Source organism: Aquirhabdus sp. (assembly GCF_046462495.1).
In the GTDB taxonomy this organism is placed as follows: domain Bacteria; phylum Pseudomonadota; class Gammaproteobacteria; order Pseudomonadales; family Moraxellaceae; genus Aquirhabdus.
In genome coordinates this window covers 330774-348195 of record NZ_JBKGVE010000012.1, presented here as the reverse complement: position 1 = coordinate 348195, position 17422 = coordinate 330774, and the positions used below count along the sequence as shown (strand labels likewise).

Genomic DNA, 17422 nt, shown 5'->3' with positions numbered 1-17422 from the left:
TTAATTTTTCTCTTGCTCAGCCGCCTTTTTATAAGGTGAAAGCACCCCTTCAGGCTGAGATTTAAAGCGGCGGTGGAACCACATCCACTGAGTCGGTGCAATGCGAATCAGCCCTTCAAACATATCATTAATGCGTGTGGCATCCAGCACAGGATCATCGGAAGGATAATTTAACAGTTCAGGTGTAATCGTGAGATGGTAATGCGGTTTTTCATCATTTTGGCGATAAGAATGAAATGATAAAATCGCTGAATTATTGACTTTAACCAATCGCCGTGGCGCAGTGACTGATGCAGCAGGGACACCGAAGAAAGGCGCCATGACACCCTGCTTTAAGCCAAAGTCCTGATCGGGGGAGTACCAGACGATTTGTCCAGACTTAAGCGCACTGACTAACCCCCGCATATCGTCATGATCGATTTGCTGTTTAAAAATATTGGAGCGCGCGCGTGTGATGAGCCATTCCAGTAAAGGATTGTTCTGTGGTCGATATACGATATAGGCAGAAAAGAACAGGGAAGAAAGATATCCACCCAAATCGAGCGTTGTATAGTGACCGCCTAGCAGTAGAATGCCTTGCCCACGTTTTTGGGCTTCAATCAGATATTGGAGTCCATCAATTGTGACCTGATTGTCGAAGCGTTTAGGGGTATACCACGCACTGAGACTTTCAAAGAAACCAATTACCCCGTTTCTAAAAACATCTTTTCCCATTTCATAGCGTTCAGCTTCCGACAGTTCTGGAAAGCATAGTCCAAGATTGATCAGGGTATCGCTTCTGCGGCGCTTACCGAGAGCCCAGAATTTCTCTCCTAACCAACGTCCTAATCTGAACTGTATACGCCATGGTAGATGCGCCAGCAGCAAGAGGATACAGACGCCTATCCAGATTCCCCAATATTGAGGCATGAGAAACTTGGCTTTAAAGGGAGGCGTACTACTTACACTCATAAGATCAGAATCGCGTTTTGGAATTTTTGAGATACTTACTGATTGGCATGGGATGTGCCAATCAGTTGATGAGACTTCATTGAAAATTATGGGTTTGGCGTAGAAGATGACCACGGATTGATGGATTTCAATATCCGATGAAACAGTGATGGTTTCGGCGTGTCAGTTTTATTCGCAGGTTGTACGGTATCTACTTTGCCATCAGGATTTGAATAATCGACAACCTTCGCAGTGGAATCAGAACTATTGCCAAAGCTAAACCATTTACCCGTATTGCTTTCACCACATTGCGCTGCTTTTTTCCACTCTTCGATTTGAGCGGGTGTCGAGTTCTTAAGATCGATATAGATCGGATTATCTTCTTGTTTCTTATTCGTGGGCAAACGACCTGGAATCTGAATTTCGGATGCCAGTAAGCCTAGAATTTCAAGCATGCGGTCTGAACGATAAAATTTTTGCTCATGCTGAATCACATAGCCGATATTGCCGCGACGAGTGATGAGATAGCCCATGAAACGAGTGGTATTCAGGTCTTGGGTCAGATCTTTTACCGTGATTTCAGATTGAATCACCGCATAAAGTGATGAGCCCATACGACTATTCACGTTACGCTGAATGATAATCCGGCCCCCCGGGTTCACTTTTTCCATGTAATAGCGGAAGATCAAATCGCGCGTGGTGGTATCGTCTGCAAATTCAGGCAGAACAATATTGGGATTATTAATCAAATTTACTGCATCAATACGGAAGAAACGACCGGCATTATCATAAATATTTAAGCTTGAACCTTCAGGTGTACAGCTATCGCGCAAACGAACCTGTCCGCGGAAGTTCTGCGCACCGAGGTCAATCGTATAAGCTTGTGCAGGGGCGTCATAGAGATAGTGACTTTGGGGGCTGGTTTGATGACTGAGCCCCATATGACTACAACTTGACAAGACTATGCCGCTGGTCGCGATAGCCAATATGCTGGCTACGCGATGTCCCGCTAAACGTTTGATGACAGGCAAGCGTTCCATTCCTTGGTGATTCATGCTGTTTTAAGCTCCTTGACTAGCCGCCTCTAGGGTCGTCCAGCGCTCTAATTGATCTAGTATTTTTTGTTCTATCTCGGCTAAACGCGTTGACGCAAGCGTAGCCGCTGCTGCATCAGTAACAAACCATGCGCCATCGGCGAGTTTGCCTTCTAATTCAGCTTGTTCTGCTTCGAGTGCCGCAATCACTGCGGGCAGTCCATCTAATTCTCTTTGATCTTTATAACTCAATTTTACCGTTTTGGGTAATGGTTTTGCTATTGTCGTGTTGGATGTGGCTTTTACGGCGACAGGAGGCAACTTTTTCATGCGCTGTTGCACTTCGCGCTGAGCGAGATAATCTTTATAGCCACCAATGTATTCTTCAACGTATCCCTTACCATCAAACACCCAAGTCGAGGTCACGACTTGATCAACAAAGGCCCGGTCATGGCTAATCAGGAGCAAGGTGCCTGGATAGCTGGCAATGGCTTCTTCAAGCAGCTCCAGTGTCACCATATCCAGATCATTGGTGGGTTCGTCGAGAACCAGTAGGTTGGACGGACGAATCAGCAAACGTGCTAACAATAAGCGGTTGCGCTCACCCCCAGACAATGCTTTGACAGGTGTTCGTGCACGTGCTGGAGAAAATAGAAAGTCTTGCAGGTAGCTTAAGATATGACGACGGTTACCGTTGATTTCGATAAAGTCAGAACCTTCACTGACGTTTTCCAGTACGGTTTTTTCCAGATCCAGCTGATTACGCAGTTGGTCAAAGTAGGCGACGTCCAGTTGTGTCCCTGTTTTGACCGAACCGCCATGCTCCATTTCACCGAGCAGGGCGCGAATGAGTGTGGTTTTACCGACACCATTGTCTCCGATCAACCCAATCTTGTCACCACGCATGACCATGGCTGAGAAGTTTTCAACCAATAGTCGATCACCAAAGCCGACTGAGAGGTTTTCGATATCGAAAACCAGCTTGCCTGAACGGTTAGCATCTTGTACGACCAGTGATACATTGCCCTGTTGGCTACGGCGGGCTTTATGTTCTTCACGCAGTGCTTCAAGAGCACGGACACGGCCTTCGTTACGGGTACGGCGTGCCTTGATGCCTTGGCGAATCCACACTTCTTCTTCCGCGAGCTTCTTGTCGAAGTTGGCGCTTTGTTTTTCTTCGGCCTCAAGCTGTTGGGCTTTAATTTCTAAATATCGTGCGTAGTTGCCTTCATAACCGCGCAGTACGCCGCGATCCAGTTCCACAATCCGCGTTGCCAGACGATCCACAAAGGCGCGGTCATGGCTGATAAACATCAAGGTTAAGTTCGGCCAATCCAGCAGGAATTGTTCAAGCCATTCGATACTTTCAACATCTAAATGGTTGGTTGGCTCATCGAGAAGCAGTAATTCAGGTTGTGTCAGGAGTGCGCGAGCGAGCAATACACGGCGTTTACGACCACCAGATAGATCAGCAAGATCAGCATTGCCATCAAGGTTCATTTTACCCAAAATGGTATCCACTTGACGCTCAAGCGCCCAGCCATCGCCGTCGTCCAGTTTGCTTTGCAGGTCGCTCATGCGCTCACAGGCATCCATATCACCCAGTGCACAAGCTTCGCTTTCATGGTGATAGTCAATCAAGACTTGGGCAATGGGACCCGCACCGCCTGCGACAATGTCTGCAACCTTGCCCGTTGACATCGGCACATCTTGTTCGAGCATGGTGATGCGTAAACCACCTTGCTTGGCAATTTCGCCTTTGTCAGGAAGAAGCTGACCGCTTGCCAGTTTGAGTAGGGTAGACTTACCTTCACCGTTACGGCCAATAATACAGACACGCTCCCCCCGCTCAATTGAAAGACTTGCGCCGTCCAGTACTGCAGGGCCGCCAAAAGCCAATTGAATGTCGCGTAAAGTAAGCAATGCCATGAAGCTATTTTTCCGTATCGGGGGGTATCTGAGTCAATGATATAATCGGTCTATAGACTGATCAATCGGTAAGACCGAGAACTAAACTAAATTGAATATCAGGTGAAGGGCGGTATGATGAACGAACATTGTGACAAACGCCAGTTAGATGAGCCTTTAAGCATCATTTTACGCGATAGAATCGATGAGTTAGAGATTCGCGTGGCTTTTTTGGATGATTTAATGGATTCCTTGAATTCAACAGTAGCCGCGCAGGCACAACAATTGATGGATTTACAGGATCAATTTAAAGTGCTTTATAGCCGTATGGAGTCTGCCAATAAAGGCGAAGGGATCGCGATTTTTGATGCCGCCGCTGAGGTTCCACCGCATTATTAATGATTCATTGCTCATCGTGCTTTATACATAATACATACCAAACGCATTCCATCACTTCCTAAAGTTTTTAGGGAGTTCTCCAGTCCAGCGTTTCACCGCACGGGTGAATGCACTTTGTTCGGAATAGCCTAAACGGAGTGCGATTTCAAACAGAGTCAATTTTTCGTTTTTGATATATTGATTAAATAAATCAAGCTTCACGCTTGCGAGCAACTCCTGAAACTTGATGTCATGTTGGTTGAGTTTGCGTTGCAAGGTGCGTATAGATGTATTCATGCGCATTGCGATATGAACCAAAGAGGGCTCTTCTTGTTTTTGAACAATCTCCGTTAAGAGCGATTTCAATTGTGTTTCAAACTGGTCGCTCGGCAAGGTGCTGAGTAATGATTGAGCATGGCCTTCAAGCAAATGAAGTAAATTTGAATCTCGATTTTGTAATGCAATGTTCAAATATTCTGCAGGGAACTCGACAATGGTGCGAATCCCGCCAAAACTGACGGGGCAATGAAAAAAACGTTCATAAGGTGACTTATCCGCAGGGGTTGGATTAATAAAATTAATTCTGGTTGGGTACATGGCCTGACCTGCAATCGTCTGAATCATGGTCGCAAATGCGGAAATGGCAGTTTCATCCGCAAGTTGTCCGGGGGTGCCGTGCTCACTGCCCCAACTGATCGATACCAGATGACCTTCCAGTGTAATCGACAATGAGTTGACGTCGTAGATCAAGCGCGCAAATCGCTCAAACAGTGAAACAGCCTCGCCAACACTGCTGCAAGACAGCCCCAGATATCCTACTATTCCTGTATGTGCTGCTTTGATCTGCTGACCGATGAGTAGGCCGACTGCCGGAACAGGTGTGAGTATCGCAATTTCGTTGAGCAGGATAATCCAATCGACAGCAGAAATACGATCATATTGTTGGTAATGCAGAATTTTCTGTCTTAATACAGTGGAATCGACTGTTTGGGCTTCGAGATAATCGATCAGCATGCCGATCAGCGAGCTGTTTACATATAGCGAGGAATTCATCATTGACGCTCTGTTATCCATGGTTGGCATCTTGTCCAAAAACTATAAAGCGAATGGCGTGAAATGTCAAAAACATGGCAATGAGCGGTCAAGTCTAGTGATTAAACTTCTGCCATTATCATATGACTTCGTTTGATATAGAGTGACTGAGCCATGTTGGGGATTCCCGTTGCGTTATTTTTTGCCAATGGCGTTGAGTGGTATATGCATAAGTATGCCTTGCACGGTACATCACAATCGGGTGGGGGGCGGAAGTCGTTTTATTCTTTGGGCATGAAGTACCATTGGGCGCATCACCGTCGTGTTCGTCTAGCCCAATATCGTGATGACGAACTCTATCAGCATCCCTTGGAAAATGATGCGGCTCGGAATGAAATCAAGGGTGTTATTTTTCTTGCTGGGCTTACGACCTTTGTTTTTCCGATTGCACCGTTGTTTACACTCACTTCCTACTATTGTGGCTGGAATTACTACAATACTCACCGCAAGTCGCATCTTGATCCAGCATGGGGGAAAAAGAAAATACCGTGGCATTACGATCACCATATGAACACTAATCAAGATGCGAACTGGTGTGTGACCAAACCTTGGTTTGATTATTTAATGGGTACGCGTGTGATTTCATCGACTGATTTACAGGAGTCGAACCCGCTTGGCATTAAGCTGCCAAGAGTGATTGAAAATAAATTGAATCTATGGGCTCGTCGCTATGCCCCGCAGGCTTTTGCCAAACTCGATGCCAATATGTGTGATGAGCAAGCTAGACGCCGTAATGGTCTGGAGGATTTGATGCCTACGGATATTGTGGCCAAGTAAATCGTTTTTTAATTTTTTGAAGATTTTGACGAAGTCACTATTGATATTTAGTTATCCCCACACAAACTGGGTAACTGTCCGTGTTGTTTCAGCTTCAATGATATCCTTGATTGAATTGGTCTTAAAACAGGTTCTGACATCATAATATTGAACGAGTTATATTAAATTATTGATTTAATATAACTCGTTCAATATGCCAACCCACTTTTTTTGCAGCATTTAGTTCTACACGACTTCAAAATTACTGACCAGAATCCTATGTGCCGCAGCGCTTATGCGGGAGATGATTTCTGCACACATCAATTTCGTTGCCTAGTATGGTGACAAAGTGCAAGGTATTGTCCACAGGTGGAGCAACTTTCACTAAATATAATTTTTATTGTGTTTGATAATCATTATCGTTAAGATGGGATGTTGGTGAGCCTGCGCCTACTGCTTAGCCCATTATTCGTTATTCTCATAATGAAGCCTTCTGTTTTCGTAGTCATTCAAGATTGAGTAAGGGGCAAGGCTGCGCTCATACTGAGTTTTATATTACTTAGATTTAAAAAAAATGATTATGGCAATGAGTTCAAGAGCATCATATCGCTGGATGGTTGCATCGCGCTGTATTGCAGCGATTGTTGGTGGATATGCGTTTACGACAGCAATCACGGTTTTCTTGTCTCTGACATTACCGGGACCCAGAGCTGAGGTCGTTGTATTTGCAAGCTTACTAAGTTTTGTTTTTTATCTGCTGGCAGTGTTATGGGTATTTGCAGCGAAAACGGCTTGGCGAGCATGGTTATGGCTATTAGTGCCGACATTGGTTCTCGCGACTATTTCTTATTTAATCAAAAGAGCGGTGATCTAAGCGCTGGGGTCTCGTGTAATGCAAAATAGTTTTCGTCAATCAATGGCATGGCTACATACTTGGGTTGGTCTGGTTTTAGGGTGGATCATCTTTACGATCTTTATCATGGGAACAGCCACGTACTTTAAGCCTGAAATTAATCAGTGGATGCACCCTGAAGCACAGTTTCAAGCACCTGCGCCTGAAAAAGCAGCCCTCATTGGATTGATGACTTTAAACCGTATTGCCCCTGATGCTGAGAGCTGGTATCTGATTTTGCCCAACGAACGCGCACCTATTACTTCGGTGTTCTGGAAAGAGTCAGGTGAAAATGGTCAATATAAAAGTCAGGATATGAATCCACTCACAGGGGAGAAAGTTGTTGCCCGAGATAGTCTGGGTGGGGATTTTTTTTATCAGATGCATTATCAACTCTACGGTTTTCCTGCAATTACTGGTCGAATTATTGTTGGTATAGGCGCAATGTTTATGCTGGTTGCATTGATCAGTGGCGTGATTACCCATAAGAAGATATTCAAAGAATTTTTTACCTTTCGCCCGAGGAAAGGACAACGGTCATGGCTTGATTTTCATAATCTTACGGCTGTTATCGCATTACCATTTTTTATCATGATTACCTACACGGGTCTTGCGATCTTTTTCTATCTTTATATGCCATGGGGGCTGATGGCTCGTTTTGGCAGCGAGACAGGCAAACTGTATGATGAGTTACAAGATAGCGCAGCGGTTGTGAAATATGACAGCAAGCCAACTAATCAAAGAATGCAGCCTTTTGAACTCATGATTCAACAAGCGGCGGCAGAGTGGCAGTCTGGAAGTCCTATGGGCAGTATTTATGTCAAGCTTCCCAATACGAATCAAGCAGTCATTGCTTTCACGCGGAAGCCTCAAGAAATACTAAATAACCGCTTAGGTGAAACACTTTCCTTCAATGCAATGACGGGGGTGAAATTACCCAATCAGAAAAATCAGAGTGCTATCGCACAGACGGGTGGGGTCATTTACGGTTTACATGAGGCGCAGTTGGCAAGCTGGCCACTGCGTTGGTTACTCTTTTTTTCAGGTTTGCTTGGCACGATGATGATTGCTACGGGGTTGATTCTCTGGACCGTAAAACGTCGTGTGCAAAATCTAAAAGCGGGTAAGACCTCGTTTGGACACTATCTTGTCGAACGCTTAAATATTGCAGCTATCGCGGGCTTGCCCATCGCCATGGCCGGATATTTCTGGGCCAATCGTCTGATCCCCGTGCAACTGGCATCGCGCTCTGACCTTGAAATTCGCAGTTTCTTTATTATTTGGCTCATCAGCCTCGTGCATGCGCTGGTTCGACCTTGGCAAAAAGCATGGCATGAACAGTTGATGGTTGCAGCTGTGCTATTTATGAGCATTCCTTTTATTAATATGGTGATGACCCCTGGGAGTTCTTTGCTGGCGACACTGCAAGAGGGGCACACCGTTTTAGCGGCGTTTGATTTGACCGTGTTTGGTGTCGGGCTATTTTTTGCGTGTGCGACTTATAAGGTGATGCAGCCCAAGCACTCTACAAAGCACAATGCCAAACGGACGATTGCGAAAACACATCATGACTTGCATACGCCTCAGCATGAAGAGATGTCTAAACCATGATGCTATGGTCATTGATATTGGCTTTTGTGGCATGGACGATGCTTTGCGCTGCGATGAGTCGTCCTTATACCGAGCTATTTTCTTATGCTCGAGTCAAGCCTAATCCAGTGGTATTGCGAATTATTGGTTGGCTACTGCTTGTGGTTTCCTTGTCGTGTAGCGTGGCAAAGTGGGGTGGTTCTGTCGGATTTGCTGCGTGGTGGATTCTGCTCGCTGTGAGCGCCTTTGGTTGCATTATCATGCGAACCTATTGGCCGAAGCACATATTGTTTGTTGCGGGATTGGTATTTGTTCTGGGTGGCTTGTGCTCAGTAATCAGTGTTGCTGTGTTTAACGCAATTCCTTGGTAACGTTTGAATAATAGGTCAGCCGTCATCGGTTGCTAATTGAGCTTTATATCTAGATATGTTGAGTAACACCTGATGTGCTTCATCAGGTGTTACTGTTTTTATTACAAGAAATATTATTTATGTAATTTATTCAATATCTTATATCAGTTGTGTTGTTTTGTATGAAGTACTAAAAATGGTATTCAACACGAACCATGGGCGTGCTGGCCGTAGCACCTTTACCTGCTTGAGATTCGGGGTTACCGAACTTATTATGCCAATATTCATATTCAGCACCAATACGAACAGTCTTCGCGGATACTCCTAGATTGTGACTTAAGTCATACATCAGCTTCATGTCGAGATGCGTCTCTGGAGCAGTTGACTCACCAAATTCACTTGTACCTTTTGACCCAATGAAAAGCGCGTACCCTTCAAATGATAACGGCAGTGAATAGACAGGCAGACCCCATACAATTTCAAGTTCAGGATGAGTCCTATATTCATAGCGTTTTGCAATGCCATCAGGATCATTACTTTCAAACAAAGCCAATAAGCTGATATTTAAGTATCCAGGTACATCCATCATCAGGCTTGGACCAATGAGTAACTCCCGTTTTTTGGAACCATAGCTATCATTCTTGCTATTAAAATCGAATCCTGCTTCAGCACCAAAACTTCTGATTGGGCCAAGGCCAAGATCCTTTTTAAATATTTTTCCAAAATCCAGCATGTTGCGGTAAACCACATATGCTTCTTGAGCTCCACCGCTGGTCCCTTTCCCCGGATCTTTGCTATCGGAAAGCAAAAGGTCCGCATTAAAGAAATTGGTTCCATATTGATAACCACTACTATGGGTCAACGAAACAATATTTTTGCCGATATCCTGGCGGCTTCCATCGGGCTTGTTGACATACGGTTCTGCAAACATCGTTCCATAACGCCAACCTAAAGACGTATCACTCCAGTCTGCTGCATGAACGGATGCTGTGTCGATGGTCAGACTTCCAATGGCAAGGCTCATGAGGGTAATGAAAGAAAATTCGCGGTTTTTGAATCCGATTGGTGATGCTGATAACATGATAAAACCCCTGAAAATAAAAAATTGAGATGAGTAAATTCCATCGTTTCAAATCGAACGATTGCAATAAAAAAGTTTGATTCAGTAATGTGTTTTAACGGTCTTACTTTTTCTGAGGAGGGCCAGTTATGTTTATAAAATTAGTCAATAAGCGATGAGCGATCATCTGACTAAAAATAGTCAGATCTTGATTGATTTTAATCACGATATTTCCTATGTATAGAGTATTGGATCTGATCAATAGATGTAATTTTTAAGGCAGCAAATAGTCAAACAATCTAAGCCATATCATTGAGCAATGCTTTTACGGCGGCACGCGTTTCAATACCGAGCGCCATTAGATCAACATCTTTGATCTGATCGTCGTGGACAATCTGCTGACCCGCAGAGAAAAGTGCTTTTAAATAAGGTCGCCCACCTGAAACCACAGGACCGATCGCAGGATCATGCAATCCAAAATAACGCGGGTCATCCAGTCGATAAACTGCAATATCTGCAGAATAACCCGATGCAATTTGCCCCACTTCGGGAAGTCCCAGAATTTGAGCGCCGCCTGCGGTTCCCCAATGAATCACATCTTCTACACTGGCTGCATTTGCCCCACCTTCATAAGAACCTCCACGAAAGTTAGGCAGCGCATCCATGCCCAACCGAGCTCTTTGAGCCAGCCAAGTCATATGCACTTCTGAGATCATATCGGCGGCTTCATTGGATGCCGCACCATCAACACCAATGGAGATCGGAACCCCCCTCTTTGCCATATCACTGATCGGGCTGATGCCGCTGCCAAGCCTGCCATTACTTTGTGGGCAATGAGCCACGCCCGTACCTGTTTGTGCCAGCATGGAAATTTCATCGGCATCAACTTTCACCAAATGGGCATACCAGACATCCGGTCCCAACCAGTCATGCTCGCCGCAGAACGCAACAGGAGACTTTTGGTACATTTGATAAGCGCTGTCCTGATAACCAACGGTTTCTGACAAATGGCTATGCATGCGTAAACCAAGCCGACGAGCTGTAGCCGCGGTTTGGCGCATCTCGTGAGGTGAAATACAATACAGTACAGTCGTTGGTGCCATGACGATGCGCTGCATCGCACGAGGAGACGGATCGTGATATTGAGCTGTTAGACGCTCAATGTCAGAAATAAAAGAATCAATCGTTTCGGGACGTAATGCAGATGGTAAGTCTGCTTCTAGTTGACGGGTTTGGGTCGCTCCTCCACGTAGCAACACAAAGCGAATTCCAAGTTTTTCTGCTTCTTCAAACAAAATCGCTGAACTGTCAAATGACATTTGCGGATAGTACACATAGTTATGATCTGCAATGGTTGTACATCCCGAGCGAATCAGCTCAATCATGCCAAGACGGACTGCAAGTCGAAAACGCTGTTCATTAAATGATGCTCGGAAACGATAAGGTGTGGTCGCTAACCATTCTGTCAGTGACGCATTAATACCCAAGGGATCACCTTTCAACAAAGATTGAAAGAGGTGGTGATGGGTATTGACCCACGCGGGATACACGACACAATCCGTTGCATCAATGATCTTTTCATTGGGCAGAGGTGATAACTGTCCTATGGCCTCAATGATTTCTCCACGAATACGGATATCAGGGCTAGAAATGCGAGCAGGACAACCATTAAGTGGTCGTGCTCCTGTCATAATTGCCGCCGCATTTCTGATGAGAGTGGTGTGTTGCGCTATTGATGACATATGTGTTGTCCTTGTCTTTAGAGTTGGCTTTCGTGCCAGCCGCGTAGAAATATTCGAGTAATCCAATCGGTAATGCCAAAAAGAACGATACCTGTCAGAGTAATCAGCAATAGTGCAGCGAAGAGACGAGGAATATTAAGTTGAAAACCCGCTTGAAGAATCTGATAGGCAAGGCCTGCACCACTACCGCCAGTACCCGCAACAAATTCGGCAACAACCGCACCGATCAGTGAAAGCCCACTTGAGATACGCAACCCCCCAAAGAAGTACGGCAACGCGCTGGGTATACGTAATCGAACCAAGGTCTGCCAGCGACTTGCCCGATTGATACGGAAGAGATTGGTTAATCCAGGGTTCACGCTTCTAAGGCCAAGGATTGTATTGGAGATGATTGGAAACAGCGCAACCAACATGGCACACAGTACCAATGCCGCTGTCATATTTTTGACCCAGATGATGATCAAGGGTGCTATCGCTACAATGGGGGTTACCTGCAATAAGATCGCGTAAGGAAATAAGCTAGCTTCAATGAGTGGGCTTTGGACAAACAGCAATGCAATCGCCACCCCTAAAATGGTTGCACAGAGAAATGCTAGCAATGTAATTTTAAGCGTCGCGCCCAGACTGCCTAATAAAAGAGGAGCATCCTGAAAAAGCTGTACTGCGATGACCGTAGGTGTAGGAACGAGATAGGTCGGGACATCCATCAGTACACAGGTCATTTGCCATATGATCAGAAAGATCAATCCGACCACAACCGGTGCAAGTATCTTAAAACCAAGATGGGAGGCAATAGGTGTGCGCTTACCTATATTCGGTTGAATAACAGAAGAATCATTAATCATGAGAATTTCTCCTTAAACAACATCGGTCTGATGCGCATATGCAATCAATTCTGAAAGCGTTTTGCACTGTTGAATAAACGGATCAGAAATACGATAGGTTGCATTTCGTTCAATAGGACCGTCGATCGGCATGTTGGCAATGATTTTTCCCGGACGCGCCTGCATGACAACCACACGACTTGAGATGAAAACAGCCTCATAGATACTGTGCGTGACGAAGACAACAGTCATCTTGTTCTTCTGCCATAACTCACGTAGATCGCTATCCAGCCGATTACGCGTGAACTCATCCAGCGCTCCGAAGGGCTCATCCAGTAGTAGTAAATCCGGCTTGGTGACAATGGCGCGAGCCAGTGATGCACGCATCTGCATGCCACCCGATAGCTCTCTAGGCAGGAATTTACCAAACTTGCTCAGCCCCACACCTTCAAGAGCTTCGGCTACAAGCTGATTGGCCCGCAGTCTGGGAATTTTGGCAAGATCTAATGGCAAGCGAACATTTTCTTCAATCGTCGCCCATGGCATCAGGGTTGGTTCCTGAAAGACCATAGAAATTCGCCAGCCATTGGTTGATCCTGTTGTGTCAAAGGTTTGTCCCCACCAACTGAGTTGGCCTTGGCTGGGATTCTCTAGACCAGCAAACATTTTGAGTAATGTGCTCTTGCCACACCCTGAAGGACCCAGTAAGGAAATAAACTCTCCCGATTGAATGGTCAGATTGACGTCATCCAATGCCACGGTACCATTGGGATAGCGCATATCGATTGATTGCGCGGATAGTGCAGGGATGGGTAAGATTTCACCAGAACCTTTAATCGTTTCCATCATGCATCCTCCGAGCTGCCGCGAAAAATTTCTTTCTCGCCATGATCAGTGAGGAGCTTCATGAGCATCCGTCTCATCAAGAGACCCGGTTGATCTGACTCCATATGGCACTCTTGTTGACGTGTCGTATCGATACAGGCATCGTAATCAGTGGCTTCGAGAATATCCCGATCTTCATCGGTAATCGGTCGATCCCAATCAATCAATTCTTGGGTTGAACAAGATTCCTCTGAGTCATTGCGATAGAGCCACTGGGACAGCATAAGCGTTTGATCATCGATAGGTGTTGCACAGTTATAGATGATGTGATGAATGCCGCTCTCCGGGTAAACGCAACCAAAGCGACGTGAAAAAGGCATATACCAACGATTAATCAAATGACGTTGAGTAATCTCTTGCGTAGATCCAGTGATCCGATGACTCGCTAGAGGATTGCGAACAGGCACTAAAGTCTCTGCTTCAAAGCCCCACTCTTGTGGTCTAAATTCATATTTGGAGGGGGTAGGATTGTTAAAAAGTCCAAAGTTGGATTTGTGAACAAAACTAAAATGGGAGTTGTCGAAAGAATTTTCCATCATCCGGAGCGGGCTGGTGTTCCAGCGCTCATAGAACTGCAGAATCCGCCGGAATCCTTGGGCGCCTTCCTCGGGGAATTGAGGAATGGGTTGCAACGGATCTTCAAGTGCAACCCAAGCATATCCATAGCGTTCTTCACAGTGATAAGCGGGTATGACGGCACGTGAAGGAATGGCATTGTTGTTATTTTGCGGAATCCTGACGCATTGACCGGAGCAATCATAAGTCCAGCCATGATAGCCACATGAAATATTACCATCAGGATCGACAAAGCCTTTTGAAAGTTTGGCTGTACGATGACAGCACCGATCGCGAAGCGCGTGGGGTTTTCCATCGGCACCTTTCCAAAGAACGATTGCCTCACCAAGCAAGGTAAATGGTTGAGGACCGTCATCCAGTTGAGACAACGGCATAATGGCATACCAAAATCGGCGTAAAACTTTTTGTTTAGTCACTAACATCGTGAACCCCATATCATAGAATTGAATAAAATAAGTAGTTTGAGTTGGGTTTTATTAAGGTAATACCTTGGTATCTTTAATAAATTTCAATGTATAAGCCTTGTGGTAGTCTGTCGTAGGTTTGAGTAATTTGGTCCTGATCATGTAATCTGCGGTCTGCTTCCAGCGTGTATCTGTCATTACGCCAATTCCTTGTGTAGCCGCATCCCCACCAGTAACTAGCTTCAATTTTTTTAATTGCGCGACACCGAAAGCCAGTTGAGCATCAGTCATCTGAGGGTTTTCTTTTTTGATTAAGGCATTGGCTGGAGCAGGATTGTTGAGATAACTTTTCCATCCCTCCATAGAGGCTTTTACAAATTTTGCTGCAACATCGGGCTTGCTTTTGAGCGTGTCCTGCATCGCGACAATCGTGGCGCTATAAGGAGGGTAACCTTGATCCGCAAACAGGAAGAATTTGGTCTTGGTATGCGCTTGTTCAGCTTGAAATGGCTCAGAAGACGGGTAGGCTTGGATGGCGACATCAGGGTTGACGAAGAAAGGTTGCAGGTTAAAGGTATAAGGACGGACTTGCGCATCACTGTAGCCATACTTTTCTTTTAACCATGGCCACCAACTGGTCATGTTGTTACCCGCCACCAGAATGGTTTTATTTTTAAGTCCATCCAGACCGGTGATATCCGTGTGAGTCATCAATCCCTGGGGATCATATTGAAACGATGTGGCTATTGTCGTGACAGGAATGCCAGCTTCCGCGCTGGATAGAACCTGAAAATCATAGCTCAGAATAAAATCCGCTTGATGAGCTGCCAGAAGCTGTATGCCATTGACTTGAGGTCCGCCCATTTTTATGGTGACGTCAAGTCCGTACTTTTGATAAATCCCAGTCGCGACGGCCTGATAAAAACCACCGTGTTCTGCTTGTGCATACCAGTTTGTCAGCAATGTGACTTTATCTGCAGCGTAAGCACCTGAAGAGAGTGCTGTACTGGAGAGTAGAAACAAGGATGCAGCTTTTAGAGTACGCATGGATTTGATTTGCGGAAATTTAGGAAAAAGTGAGAAAGCACGCATAGGTAATCCTCCGAAAGGGATACGGTGATGAGGTTTGTAGCTGGGAGTCGGAATAAGGAGGGAGCGAACACCGCGACTACATATACAGGACAATGCAGTATGTATGTTAAAAATATGCAAACGAGAAACTAAAAAACGATGATCGTAGTCAGGCATTTTGCGCTCCTTATTGACGAAACCAAGATGGTTTAGTTCAAACATCAACGGATATTGATGTGGACGTACGTTACGTCCTAAGAGCAATGCCCCACGGAGCCAACAAGGACTGTTGGACGCTAGCTGCTTCTACTCAAGATTGAATAAAGCAAAACTAATGCCAAATTTAATATTTTTTATAATTATTGGTTTTAATTGAAATTTGTAGAAATCGTTCCTTCCTTAAGGATCATACTACATACTTTCTAGCCACTTCTGTCCTAATAGGGCGCTTACTGATCGAAAAGTGCTCTTAAAGTGTGCATATTACTTCGATGTGTTCGTAACAGGATTTAATGCGGTAACTGATATCCGTCATTCAGTGTTTTGAGGAACGCAACAATATCTTGAATTTCGCTGTCATTAAGGACCGCGGTATCTCCTATTTTTCGGTTAAATGGTGCATCGGTGAAATCGATGTTCTGTTGATACTTTTGCGGCAGGTCATTAAATTTATCAATACGGCCATTGACGAATTCGGGGTAGACCAATTCTGGATGGATATCCCGATTCACATAAAAGTGAAGCACATCAGTGAGGTTGTGATAAATCCCATTATGGAAAAAGGCCTGACGCATAGCGACATTGCGTAGAGATGGGGTTTTGAATAAACCACAATTTGTGGGCTGCTTCGCATAGGCATCCTGACGTGTCGGCCCACATATCCCGAGATCATAGTAATGGGTATTTTGATTGGCTTTAATGGCCATGTTACGAGGAACACCCAGCGCCTCATATTGATAATCCGTAAATAAAGGGGGACGACCCTCTGCGCTTGGTTTATCGAGATGACATGCCGCGCAATTGCCTTTGTCTGGAGCATTGAAGAGATCCAGCCCATGTTTTTCGGCAGCACTCAGTTGTGTTTTACCTTGTAAGTAAAAATCGTATTTGCTGGTGTAGGCGGCAAAACTTGGCGACTCAGTCTGATAGCGTGAAATGGCAAAGAGTGCTTCAGAAAGCAAAAGGTTGTCATTGGTCATTGCACTTGGTCCAGCAAGGTCTGCAAGTGCCTTGACATAGCTGAGTTTCTTGATCTTTTTGATCAACGCTTGAGGTGAGGGATTGGCCATTTCCAGAGGGTTCAGCAGGGGCCCTAAGGCTTGACCCTGCAGCGTATTGGCGCGACCATCCCAGAAGAACCCCCCTTGCGGAATCATGGCATTCAGATTTGGGGCGCTATTTGCGGATTTTGCTTGTGTGGTTGGTGTCTTCGCTAGTTTGAGTGGGTTGGGTGCGGGCATTGCACCAAGGACCGCTTGGATGTTTCCATGTACTGGAGAGGGTGGAACGCGTTGCTCTGTGCCCGAGTCATCATCTATACCAATCGTGAAGTTTGGCGTTTCCCGTGAATAGGTAAGATTCGGAACCGCGCGAGCACCTTGACGATCTAAACTTTCTCCGCCGAATTGTGCGGTTAGTCCATTAGCAGGACCAAAAGCATGCTCAGGACTGTGGCAATTAGCACAGGACATTTTTCCAGAGGCCGATAGCGCCGGATCAAAAAAAAGTTTTTGACCAATCTGTGCCATCACACTTAATGGACGGGTTGTGATTGGAGGCCGCGGCTGAGTTGAAGAAGATGCTTGTGAGTGATCGGGTTTGTGGTGTGAATCACACCCACTTAATGAACCCAATATGAGCGTACATGCGATTGCGATCCATGTAGACATCCTAGACTCACTTTTACTCTGAATATCCTGTTTTTTTATAA

The 17422-nt window shown here is 45.4% G+C and carries 15 protein-coding genes and 2 pseudogenes; 5 read left to right on the top strand and 12 right to left on the bottom strand.

Features of this window, described 5'->3' with window-relative positions:
* The 4 genes and pseudogenes from lpxL to ACLHG7_RS15895 form a co-directional block, all read right to left on the bottom strand.
* Positions 1-951 carry an LpxL/LpxP family Kdo(2)-lipid IV(A) lauroyl/palmitoleoyl acyltransferase gene (gene lpxL / locus ACLHG7_RS15910; protein ID WP_410211944.1) on the bottom strand — a complete coding sequence of 317 codons (951 nt, stop codon included), beginning with the start codon at positions 949-951 and terminating at the stop codon, positions 1-3.
* An 86-nt stretch (positions 952-1037) separates the two neighbouring features.
* Entirely contained in the window at positions 1038-1985 is a 948-nt protein-coding gene (locus ACLHG7_RS15905; RefSeq protein ID WP_410211943.1) for a hypothetical protein, read from the bottom strand.
* A 6-nt stretch (positions 1986-1991) separates the two neighbouring features.
* A pseudogene (locus tag ACLHG7_RS15900) lies at positions 1992-2228 on the bottom strand (ABC transporter C-terminal domain-containing protein); the annotation flags it as partial.
* Positions 2229-2309: 81 nt separating this feature from the next.
* Positions 2310-3893, bottom strand: a pseudogene (locus ACLHG7_RS15895) (ATP-binding cassette domain-containing protein); the annotation flags it as partial.
* 114 nt (positions 3894-4007) lie between these two features.
* Here ACLHG7_RS15895 and ACLHG7_RS15890 point away from each other — a divergent pair.
* The gene (locus tag ACLHG7_RS15890; RefSeq protein WP_410211942.1) at positions 4008-4271 is read left to right on the top strand and encodes a SlyX family protein; all 264 of its coding nucleotides are present in this window, start codon (positions 4008-4010) and stop codon (positions 4269-4271) included.
* Positions 4272-4322: 51 nt separating this feature from the next.
* Here the strand turns inward: ACLHG7_RS15890 and ACLHG7_RS15885 are convergent, their stop codons facing one another.
* Positions 4323-5303, bottom strand: a complete 981-nt coding sequence (locus tag ACLHG7_RS15885) for an AraC family transcriptional regulator (RefSeq protein WP_410211941.1) — start codon at positions 5301-5303, stop codon at positions 4323-4325.
* 153 nt (positions 5304-5456) lie between these two features.
* Between ACLHG7_RS15885 and ACLHG7_RS15880 the strand changes: the two genes are divergently transcribed.
* From ACLHG7_RS15880 to ACLHG7_RS15865, 4 genes are all read left to right on the top strand, one after another.
* Positions 5457-6119: a sterol desaturase family protein gene (locus ACLHG7_RS15880; protein ID WP_410211940.1), complete on the top strand. Its 663-nt coding sequence runs from the start codon at positions 5457-5459 to the stop codon at positions 6117-6119.
* Between the two features lie 565 nt (positions 6120-6684).
* Positions 6685-6972 carry a DUF3649 domain-containing protein gene (locus ACLHG7_RS15875; RefSeq protein ID WP_410211939.1) on the top strand — a complete coding sequence of 96 codons (288 nt, stop codon included), beginning with the start codon at positions 6685-6687 and terminating at the stop codon, positions 6970-6972.
* Positions 6973-6990: 18 nt separating this feature from the next.
* Positions 6991-8601 (top strand): PepSY-associated TM helix domain-containing protein, encoded by a 1611-nt coding sequence (locus ACLHG7_RS15870; RefSeq protein WP_410211938.1) that lies wholly within the window; start codon positions 6991-6993, stop codon positions 8599-8601.
* On the top strand, positions 8598-8951 hold the full coding sequence (locus ACLHG7_RS15865) for a DUF3325 domain-containing protein (RefSeq protein WP_410211937.1): 354 nt from the start codon (positions 8598-8600) through the stop codon (positions 8949-8951). Before ACLHG7_RS15870 ends, ACLHG7_RS15865 begins: the two co-directional genes overlap by 4 nt.
* Positions 8952-9120: 169 nt before the next feature.
* Here the strand turns inward: ACLHG7_RS15865 and ACLHG7_RS15860 are convergent, their stop codons facing one another.
* The 7 genes from ACLHG7_RS15860 to ACLHG7_RS15830 all read right to left on the bottom strand — a co-directional run bounded on the left by ACLHG7_RS15860 (position 9121) and on the right by ACLHG7_RS15830 (position 17381).
* Entirely contained in the window at positions 9121-10011 is an 891-nt protein-coding gene (locus tag ACLHG7_RS15860; RefSeq protein ID WP_410211936.1) for an outer envelope protein, read from the bottom strand.
* A gap of 278 nt (positions 10012-10289) precedes the next feature.
* Positions 10290-11732, bottom strand: a complete 1443-nt coding sequence (locus ACLHG7_RS15855; RefSeq protein WP_410211935.1) for an amidohydrolase family protein — start codon at positions 11730-11732, stop codon at positions 10290-10292.
* A 17-nt stretch (positions 11733-11749) separates the two neighbouring features.
* The gene (locus tag ACLHG7_RS15850; RefSeq protein ID WP_410211934.1) at positions 11750-12577 is read right to left on the bottom strand and encodes an ABC transporter permease; all 828 of its coding nucleotides are present in this window, start codon (positions 12575-12577) and stop codon (positions 11750-11752) included.
* 12 nt (positions 12578-12589) lie between these two features.
* A complete protein-coding gene (locus ACLHG7_RS15845; protein WP_410211933.1) occupies positions 12590-13402 on the bottom strand; it encodes an ABC transporter ATP-binding protein in 813 nt (270 codons plus the stop codon).
* Positions 13402-14439 carry a Rieske 2Fe-2S domain-containing protein gene (locus tag ACLHG7_RS15840; RefSeq protein WP_410211932.1) on the bottom strand — a complete coding sequence of 346 codons (1038 nt, stop codon included), beginning with the start codon at positions 14437-14439 and terminating at the stop codon, positions 13402-13404. Before ACLHG7_RS15840 ends, ACLHG7_RS15845 begins: the two co-directional genes overlap by 1 nt.
* A 54-nt stretch (positions 14440-14493) precedes the next feature.
* Positions 14494-15513, bottom strand: coding sequence for an ABC transporter substrate-binding protein (locus tag ACLHG7_RS15835; protein ID WP_410212052.1), 1020 nt, complete (start codon positions 15511-15513; stop codon positions 14494-14496).
* Between the two features lie 488 nt (positions 15514-16001).
* A complete protein-coding gene (locus tag ACLHG7_RS15830; protein WP_410211931.1) occupies positions 16002-17381 on the bottom strand; it encodes a cytochrome-c peroxidase in 1380 nt (459 codons plus the stop codon).
* Between the last annotated feature and the right edge of the window lie 41 nt (positions 17382-17422).